The sequence below is a fragment of the bacterium genome, assembly GCA_036524115.1.
GTDB lineage: Bacteria > JAUVQV01 > JAUVQV01 > JAUVQV01 > DATDCY01 > DATDCY01.
The window spans coordinates 1-7826 of sequence record DATDCY010000350.1; the positions used below are offsets into that span (position 1 = coordinate 1).

Here is a 7826-nt window from a genome sequence, read left to right on the forward strand (position 1 = left end):
GGCGAGCCGTTCCCGCGCTTCGGGCGACGCGCCCGGCCCCGCCAGCAGCAGGCAGTGCGCCGGGTCCGCGCCGCGGCCCACGCGCCCGCGCAGCTGATGGAGCTGGGCGAGACCGAAACGCTCCGCCCGCTCGACGAGCATCACCGTCGCCTCGGGGACGTCGAGGCCCACCTCGACGACGGTCGTCGCCACCAGCAGCGGCGCCGCGCCGCTGCGAAAACGCTCGAGCTGCGCGCTCCGCTCGGCCGGAGGCATGCGCCCGTGCGCCAGCCCCACGGCGACCTCCGGGAAGAAGGCGCGCAGCCGCGCGGCCGCGCGCACCGCCGCGACCGCGTCCTCGCCTCCCTCCAACGCGAGCGGGCAGACCACGTAGACGCGCCGGCCGCGCGCCAGCTCGACGCGCACCAGCTCCCAGGCCGCGCGGCGCCCCTCGGCGCCGACCACCCGCGTCGTCACCGGTCGCCTGCCTGGCGGCACCTCATCGATGACCGAGACGTCGAGGTCCCCGTAGAGGGCGAGCGCCAGCGTCCGGGGGATCGGCGTCGCGGTCATCACGAGCAGGCCCGGCGCCTCGCCCTTGGCTCGCAGACGCACACGCTGGCGCACGCCGAAGCGGTGCTGCTCGTCCACGATGGCGAGCGCCAGCCGCGCGAAGCGCACGCGCTCCTCGAGCAGCGCGTGCGTGCCCACGACGAACCGGATGGTGCCGGCGGCCAGGCCCGCCAGCAGCGGCCCGCGGCGCTCGCGCGGGACGCCCGCGGTGAGCAGCTCGACCGCGACGCCCACGGGCGCCATGAGCGCCGCGAGCACCCGGTGGTGCTGCTCCGCGAGCAGCTCCGTCGGCGCCAGCAGCGCCGCCTGCCCCCCCTGCGCGCACGCCGCGGCGGCGGCCAGCGCCGCCACCACGGTCTTGCCGCTGCCGACGTCGCCCTGGAGCAGCCGCTGCATCGGGCGGTCGCCGGCGAGATCGGCGAGGATCTCGCCGACGACGCGCGCCTGCGCCGCCGTCAATGCGAACGGCAGCCGCGCCTGGAAGCGCTGCGGCAGGTCCGCGGGGACCCTCCGCCCCCGGCGACGGCGCGACCGTCCGTACCGCGCCCGGCTCAGCGCGAGGCGCAGCTGCAACGCGAGCAGGTCGTCGAAGGCGAGGCGGCGGTGCGCCGGCGTCCCGCCCGCCTCGAGGGCCTCGACGTCCGCGTCGTCGGCGGGCTCGTGGACCGCGGCGAGCGATTCGACGAGGCCGGGCAGACTGAGGCGCGCACGCAGCTCCGGGGGCAGCGGGTCCTCCAGGCCGGCAGACGCCGCGGCCAGCGCCCGGCGCACGAGCGTCCTGAGGGTCGCCTGCGGCAGCCCCTCCGTCCCTGGGTAGACCGGCCGCACCGCGGGACCGATGCGTTCGCCGTCCTCGCCGAGCGGTTCGATCTCCGGGTGCAGCATCTCGGCGCGTCCGGCTTCCACGACGACCGAGCCGTGGACGAGGACGCGCGAGCCGGCCGCGAGCAGCGGCTGCAGGTGCGGCGCACGAAAGCGGAACCAGAGGGCGGTGACGCGGCCGCCGCCATCGTCGGCCAGCACGGCCCGGAAGACGCGCCGGCGCTTGCGCGGCGTCACCTCCGGGCCGGCGGAGATCACCCGCGCCGCGAAGGAGCCGGGCGGGCCGCCGGCGAGGTCGGCGATGGTCCCGAGGCGGCGGCGGTCCTCGTAGCGGCGGGGGAGCAGCCGGAGCAGGTCGCCGACGGTGGCGACGCCCAGTCTCTCGAGCAGCGCCGCGCGCGCCGGCCCGACGCCGGGGACCAGGCGGACGGGGTCGGCCGGACGGAGGGCGGTGCTACTCGCCAGCCTTCGCCGCCTCGTTCAGCTCGCGGACGAGCGCCTTCGGGTCGAGCCCGTGGTTGACGGCGCCCGCGGCCACCGTCTCGGCCACCGCCCCCTGGCAGCCCCGGCAGCGCATCCGGTGGCGCTCGAAGACTTTGCGTGTCGCCGGCGCCGCCTTGAGGACCTCCACGATCGTCATCTGCTCAGTGATCTTCATGGTTCCGATCAGGCCTCCCTCAGCCAGGATTCGAACAGGGCCTTGCCGACGAAGAAGTCCGCCCACGCCAGCGCGATGTCGATGATCATCGACCTGAAGATCCAGTGTGTCTGCGGCGGCTGCCCGGAGATGAGGCCCAGGATGCCGAGGTGGCCCATGAGCACCGTGCCGTAGACGACCAGCATCCCGTTGAGCAGGTACGCCAGCGGCGCCGTGGCGCGACGCGCAAACAGCGCCGTCACGCCGACCAGGTCGACCAGCGGCAGCAGCGTCGCCGCCAGGTAGGAGCCGCGGAAGATCGTCTGTCCGGGGTGGTCCTTGTCGGGGAGCAGCACGGGGTGGGCCAGGTAGTGCAGCACGAGCGCGCAGGCCGCCAGGAGCACGAGCGCCGTCAGGAGCGTGCCGCGGGACGAGGTGGCGCTCATTGCGCGAACTTCGTCAGGGCGCCCAGCGCGAGCGTCAGCAGGATCGCCGCGGCGTGCAGCAGCCACCAGCCGGGGGTCCCCCTCATGATCGATCTGAGCACGGGAACCTTCAGCGGCCGAGCAGGAAGTGGCCGGCGGCGTAGACGAGGCTTACCGCCGCCACGTGCAGCACCCACCAGCGGGCGGTGGGAAAGGGAGCGTATTTCTTCACCTGTGTCCTCCTCTGCCGTCCGACCTATCTAGCCCCGCACGTCGGAGCTTGTCAACGGCTTCTTGCCTTTCCGCGCGATTTCGTGTACAAAGCCGGCTTCACGGAAGGTTGTGAAGAAACGGAGGATCAGCCCATGTCGAGAACCTGCGATATCTGCGGCAAGCGCCCGCAGACCGGGAGCATCATCAGCCACGCGCACAACGTCAGCACGGTGCGCCGGATGCCGAATCTGCGCAGCGTGAAGGCGGACGTGCCCGGCCGCAGCAAGCGCGTCACGGTCTGCACGCGCTGCCTGCGCTCCGGCAAAGTCAAGAAGTCCGCGTAGCGGAACGCCCGGACCCTTCTGAGCGCTCCGCTTCCGGTATCTACGCGAGGGCGACCGCCTCGATCTCGACGGCGGCGCCCCGCGGCAGCGCTGCCACCTGCACGGTCGCGCGTGCCGGCGGCTCCACCGGGAAGAAGCGCGCGTACACCGCGTTCACCGCCGCGAAGTCCGCCAGGTCCGTCAGAAAGATCGTCGTCTTGACAACTCGCGCCAGCCCGCTCCCCGCCGCCTCGAGGACCGCCTGCAACGAGAGCAGCGCCCGTTCGGCCTGCGCCGCCGCGCCGCCGGCGACCATCTCCCCGCTCGCCGGGTCCAGCGGGATCTGCCCCGAGACGAACACGAAGCCCCCCGCCCGCACCGCCTGCGAGTACGGGCCGATGGCGGCCGGGGCGCCGCCGGTCGAGACCACCTGCCGATCGCTCATCGAATGTGCCCTCCCCTTCTGCGCGCGGGGTCTACCACGGTTCCGGCGTCTTGACAACGCCCGCTCCGCGGCGGAAACTGTGCCACGCTTCACATGGGCCGACCAACGCCTCAGCAAAAGGAGTGACGCGTGGACACGATCTCGGTGCTCAAGCAGGTGACGCTCTTCGCGGGGCTCGACGCGCAGACGATCGAACAGCTGGCCTCCATCACGGAGGTGCGCACGTACCAGTCCGGGCAGCAGATCTACGCCGAGGGCGAGGCCGACGCCGCGCTCTTCATCGTCGTCAGCGGCACCGTCCGCGTCGACAAGCAGGTCAACGCCGGGCAGCAGCAGACGCTCCAGCAGCTCTCCAAGGGCGAGATCCTCGGCGCGATCTCCTTCGTCCTCGGCGGCGAGCACAGCGTCTCGGCCCAGGCGCTGCACGACGCGGAGCTGCTCATGATCCGCCGCACCGAGTTCGACCGGCTCGCGACGCGCAACCCGACGGCGGCCTACCGCGTCATCCTGCGGCTCGCCGGCAAGCTCGCGGCGCTGCTGCGCGACATGGACGAGAAGTTCGTCGAGCTCATCGGCTACGTCTACGGCCGCGGCAAAAAATAGTCCTCTTGCAGGTTCATCTGACCCCGGACCGCTCAGACGGGGTCAGATGCAAGGCGGAGTCCGATCCGGCGACTGAGGCGGGCTAGCTGCCCGCCGCAGGGAGTCGGGAGGATTCCAACGCAGCAGATGGCCCCGTATCAGCGGTCCGGTCACTCAGGGTCGCGCATCGTCACGCGGAGGACCTCCGCGACGGTCGTGACCCCGCGCAGCACCTTCTGCACGCCCGACTCGCGCAGCGTCCGCATCCCCTCCTTGCGCGCCGCCGCGAAGATCGCGCCCTGATCGGCGGTGCCGCTGATCAGCGCGCGCAGGCCGGGCGTGACCTCCATCAGCTCGAAGATGCCCGTGCGGCCGTGGTGGCCCGTGCCGCGGCACTGGGGGCAGCCCCGCCCGCGGCGCAGCCGCACCGTCCGGGCCGCCGGCACGCCGAGCGACGCCAGTTCGTCGGCCGTGGGCTCGTACTCCTCGATGCAGTGCGGGCAGATCCGGCGCACGAGCCGCTGCGCGACCACGAGCAGGACCGTCGAACCGACGAGGTAGCGCGGGATCCCCATGTCGGCGAGGCGGGTGACCGCCGTCGGCGCGTCGTTCGTGTGCAGGGTCGAGAGCACCAGGTGCCCGGTGAGGGCCGCCTGGATCGCGTTCTCGGCGGTCTCGGCGTCGCGGATCTCGCCGACCATGATGATGTCGGGGTCCTGGCGCAGGATGTGCCGCAGGGTCGTCGCGAAGGTCAGCCCGATCTGCGCCTGGACGTTGACCTGGTTGAACGCCTCGTGGATCATCTCGATCGGGTCCTCGATGGTCGTGACGTTCGTCTCGTCCGTCGCCAGGTCCGAGAGCGTCGAGTAGAGCGTCGTCGTCTTGCCGCTGCCGGTCGGGCCGGTCACGAGCACGATGCCGTGCGGCGCCGCCACGAGGCGCTGGTACGTCTGGAGCTGCTCGGGCGTCAGGCCGATCTGGGAGATGTCCTGGAGCAGGATCTCCGGGTCGAAGATGCGCATGACCACCTTTTCGCCGAAGGCCGTGGGCAGCGTCGAGACGCGGATCTCGAAGTCCCGCCCCTTGTGCGCGACCTTGATGCGTCCGTCCTGGGGGCGGCGGCGCTCGGCGATGTCCAGCCGCGAGAGCATCTTGATGCGCGAGGTCATCGCGGGGTGGATCACGTGCGGCACCTGGTGGATCGTGTGCAGCAGCCCGTCGATGCGGAAGCGGATGCGCGCGCGGTCGCGCCGCGGCTCGAGGTGGATGTCGCTCGCGCGCTGGTCGAAGGCGTAGGTGAAGAGGAAGTCCACCGCGTTGACGATGTGCTGGTCGGTGGCCTCCATCTCCTTGACGGACTTGAGGCTCACGTACTGCTCGAGGCTCGAGAGCGCGCCGACCGTGGGCACCATCCCCGCCTCGGCCTTGACCACGGAGGTCTTGAAGCCGTGGAACTCGGTGAGCGTCTTCGTGATGTCGCTGCGCGTCGCGACCACCCGGCGCACGCGGAAGCTGCTCGAGCGCTGGATGGTCTCGAGCGCCTCGTCGTTGAAGGGATCCGCGGTCGCGAGCGTCAGCTCGTCGCCGTCGAGGGACACCGGCACCATCAGGTTGCGCACGGCGAAGGCGCGCGGGATGGTGCGCGTCACCAGGTCCATGTCCAGCCGCAGGGGGTCGATGCGCTGGAACGGCAGGCCGAGGCCCTGCGCCAGGCCCTCGTAGAGCTCGCGCTCGCCGACGAGGCGCCGCGGATCGCGCGCCTGACGCAGCCGCAGGCCGGCGAGGTACTCGAGCACGTCCGGCTCGGCCCGCTCGGCCTCGGCCCCGGCCCCAGCCCCGGCCCCGGCCGGCGCCCCGCCCTTCCCGTCCTCCCGCCGGCGCGCCTTGCCGCCGCGCAGGTGCGCCTCCTAGCGGCGCTGGGCGTCGCGCGCCTGGTCGGCCGTGAGCACGCCGGCGCGGGCCAGGACCTCGAGCACACTGTCTGCGCCGCTCTTCATCGGGCCTCCAGAGTCCCGCTCACAATGGGGACAGATTTATTGTTCCGCATGGCCGACCGCACGGCAGGAACGGAGGCTGACTGGAAGATTGAATCTGTCCCCATTCTTCATTTTCAGACCAGGGCGGCGAGATCCAGCAGCAGGACCGTGCGGCCGTCGCCGACGACCGTGACCCCGGCGAGCCCCCGCACGCCCTTGAGCGGCGGGCCCAGCGGCTTGACGACCACTTCCCACGTGCCGAGGAGCCGGTCGACCGCGAGGCCGGCGGCGCGCTCCGAGAACTCCGAGACCGCCACGAACCGCCCCTGCGCCGCGCGCAGGTCGCGCGGCGGGCAGCCGAGCAGCGCGCCCAGGTCGTGCAGCGGCACGAGCCGCCCGCCGTGCTGCAGCAGCGGCCGGCCCCCCGACCACGCGACGTCATCCTCCCCGAGCTCGCCCGCCCGGACGACGTGCGAGACCGGCAGGCCGTACTCCCGCCCCCCGGCCTCGACGAGCAGGATGCGGATGATCGCCAGCGTCAGCGGCAGCCGCAGGGTCACCGCGCTGCCGCGCCCCGGCTCCGCGTCGAGCCGCAGCGTGCCGCCGAAGCCGTCGATCTTGGCCTTGACGACGTCCATGCCCACGCCGCGCCCGGAGATGTCCGTGACCGCGCCCGCGGTGCTGACGCCCGGCAGGCAGCTGAGCAGCAGCTTCTCCCGCGCGCCCAGCGCCGCGGCCCGCTCGGCGGTGACCAGGCCGCGGGCCACCGCGGCGGCCGCGATGCGCTCGGGGTCCATGCCGCGGCCGTCGTCCTCGACGCGGATCCAGACCCAGTCGCGCTCGCGCCCCGCGAGCACCCGGACCGCGCCCCTGGGGTCCTTGCCCGCGGCGGCGCGCGCTTCGGGCGGCTCGATCCCGTGGTCGACCGCGTTGCGCACGAGGTGGATGAGCACGTCCCCCAGCTCCTCGAGGATCGCCCGGTCCATCTCGATCCCCTGGCCCGCGACCTGAAAGTCGATCTGCTTGCCGGAGGCGCGCGCGACGTCGCGCACCAGCCGCGGCAGCCGGTCGGTGATCAGGCCCAGCGGCATCATGCGCACCGTCATGATCGTGTCCTGGAAGCCGCGCACGAGCACGCGCAGCCGCTCGAGGTTGGCCTTCAGCTCCTCGCTGCCGAGGCCGGCGCCCACCTCCTCGAGCCGCTCGCGCGTGATGATCATCTCGCCGACGACGTCGATCAGCTGGTCGAGCACCCGTGTCTCCACCCGGACGGTCGCCGGCCGCTTCTGGCCGGGGCGATCGCCGAGGCGCACGCCGGTCCCCGCCGGGCGCGACACCGCGGCCTCGCGCGCCGCCAGCAGCGCCGGTGCGGCGTCGCCGTCGCCCGCGGCGGCGTCGCCGAGTTGAAGCCGCCGCAACTCCAGCTCCTGCAGCTCCGGTATGGCGAGCAGCTGCGCGCGCAGCCGCTCCTCCGGGCTCTCGGTGAGCACGAGCGCGTCCACGACGTCGCGCCCGGTGCCCGCCCGCACCTCCTCGAGCGTCGGGCTCGAGGCGAGCAGCATGCCCGCCTTGCCGAGGCGGCCGAGGGCAACGAAGTTGCGCGCGGCCATCGCAGCGGCGTCCCGCGAGATGCGCAGCCTGACCGCGTAGGGCCGAAGGCCGCTGCGCACGAAGTCCCGGACCATGGCCAGCCGCTCGGGGTCCAGGGCGAGGATGCCGCCCTCAGCGGCGACCAGGTCCGCCGGCCCCTCCCCGCCCGGGGTCGGGCCCGGCGGGGGGCCCGCCGGCGCGGGGGACGCCGCTGCGGCTTCGGGCGCCTCGACGGACGACGCGACCGGCGCGGCCTGGGGC

General features: G+C 73.3%; 8 protein-coding genes. 2 read left to right on the plus strand and 6 right to left on the minus strand.

Translation table 11 applies throughout. The features are described from left to right. The 3 genes from VI078_17185 to VI078_17195 form a co-directional block, all read right to left on the minus strand. Positions 1 to 1839, minus strand: a 1839-nt coding sequence (locus tag VI078_17185; GenBank protein ID HEY6001020.1) for an ATP-dependent DNA helicase RecG, incomplete at its 3' end; no start/stop codon positions are given. Beyond that, the gene (locus tag VI078_17190) at positions 1829 to 2032 is read right to left on the minus strand and encodes a DUF1858 domain-containing protein (GenBank protein HEY6001021.1); all 204 of its coding nucleotides are present in this window, start codon (positions 2030 to 2032) and stop codon (positions 1829 to 1831) included. The genes VI078_17190 and VI078_17185, both read right to left, overlap by 11 nt. A gap of 8 nt (positions 2033 to 2040) precedes the next feature. After that, on the minus strand, positions 2041 to 2457 hold the full coding sequence (locus tag VI078_17195) for a hypothetical protein (GenBank protein HEY6001022.1): 417 nt from the start codon (positions 2455 to 2457) through the stop codon (positions 2041 to 2043). A 344-nt stretch (positions 2458 to 2801) separates the two neighbouring features. Here VI078_17195 and rpmB point away from each other — a divergent pair, with 344 nt between their 5' ends. Further along, positions 2802 to 2993, plus strand: a complete 192-nt coding sequence (rpmB, locus tag VI078_17200) for a 50S ribosomal protein L28 (protein ID HEY6001023.1) — start codon at positions 2802 to 2804, stop codon at positions 2991 to 2993. Positions 2994 to 3033: 40 nt separating this feature from the next. Here the strand turns inward: rpmB and VI078_17205 are convergent, their stop codons facing one another. After that, a complete protein-coding gene (locus VI078_17205) occupies positions 3034 to 3417 on the minus strand; it encodes a RidA family protein (GenBank protein HEY6001024.1) in 384 nt (127 codons plus the stop codon). Positions 3418 to 3546: 129 nt separating this feature from the next. Between VI078_17205 and VI078_17210 the strand changes: the two genes are divergently transcribed. Next, positions 3547 to 4020 carry a cyclic nucleotide-binding domain-containing protein gene (locus tag VI078_17210; GenBank protein ID HEY6001025.1) on the plus strand — a complete coding sequence of 158 codons (474 nt, stop codon included), beginning with the start codon at positions 3547 to 3549 and terminating at the stop codon, positions 4018 to 4020. 149 nt (positions 4021 to 4169) lie between these two features. On the opposite strand, the gene VI078_17215 is transcribed toward VI078_17210, so the two are convergent. Next, complete coding sequence (locus tag VI078_17215) at positions 4170 to 5795, minus strand: GspE/PulE family protein (protein HEY6001026.1); 1626 nt, start codon at positions 5793 to 5795, stop codon at positions 4170 to 4172. A 314-nt stretch (positions 5796 to 6109) separates the two neighbouring features. Further along, a partial coding sequence (locus tag VI078_17220; GenBank protein HEY6001027.1) for a chemotaxis protein CheA occupies positions 6110 to 7826 on the minus strand: 1717 nt, incomplete at its 5' end.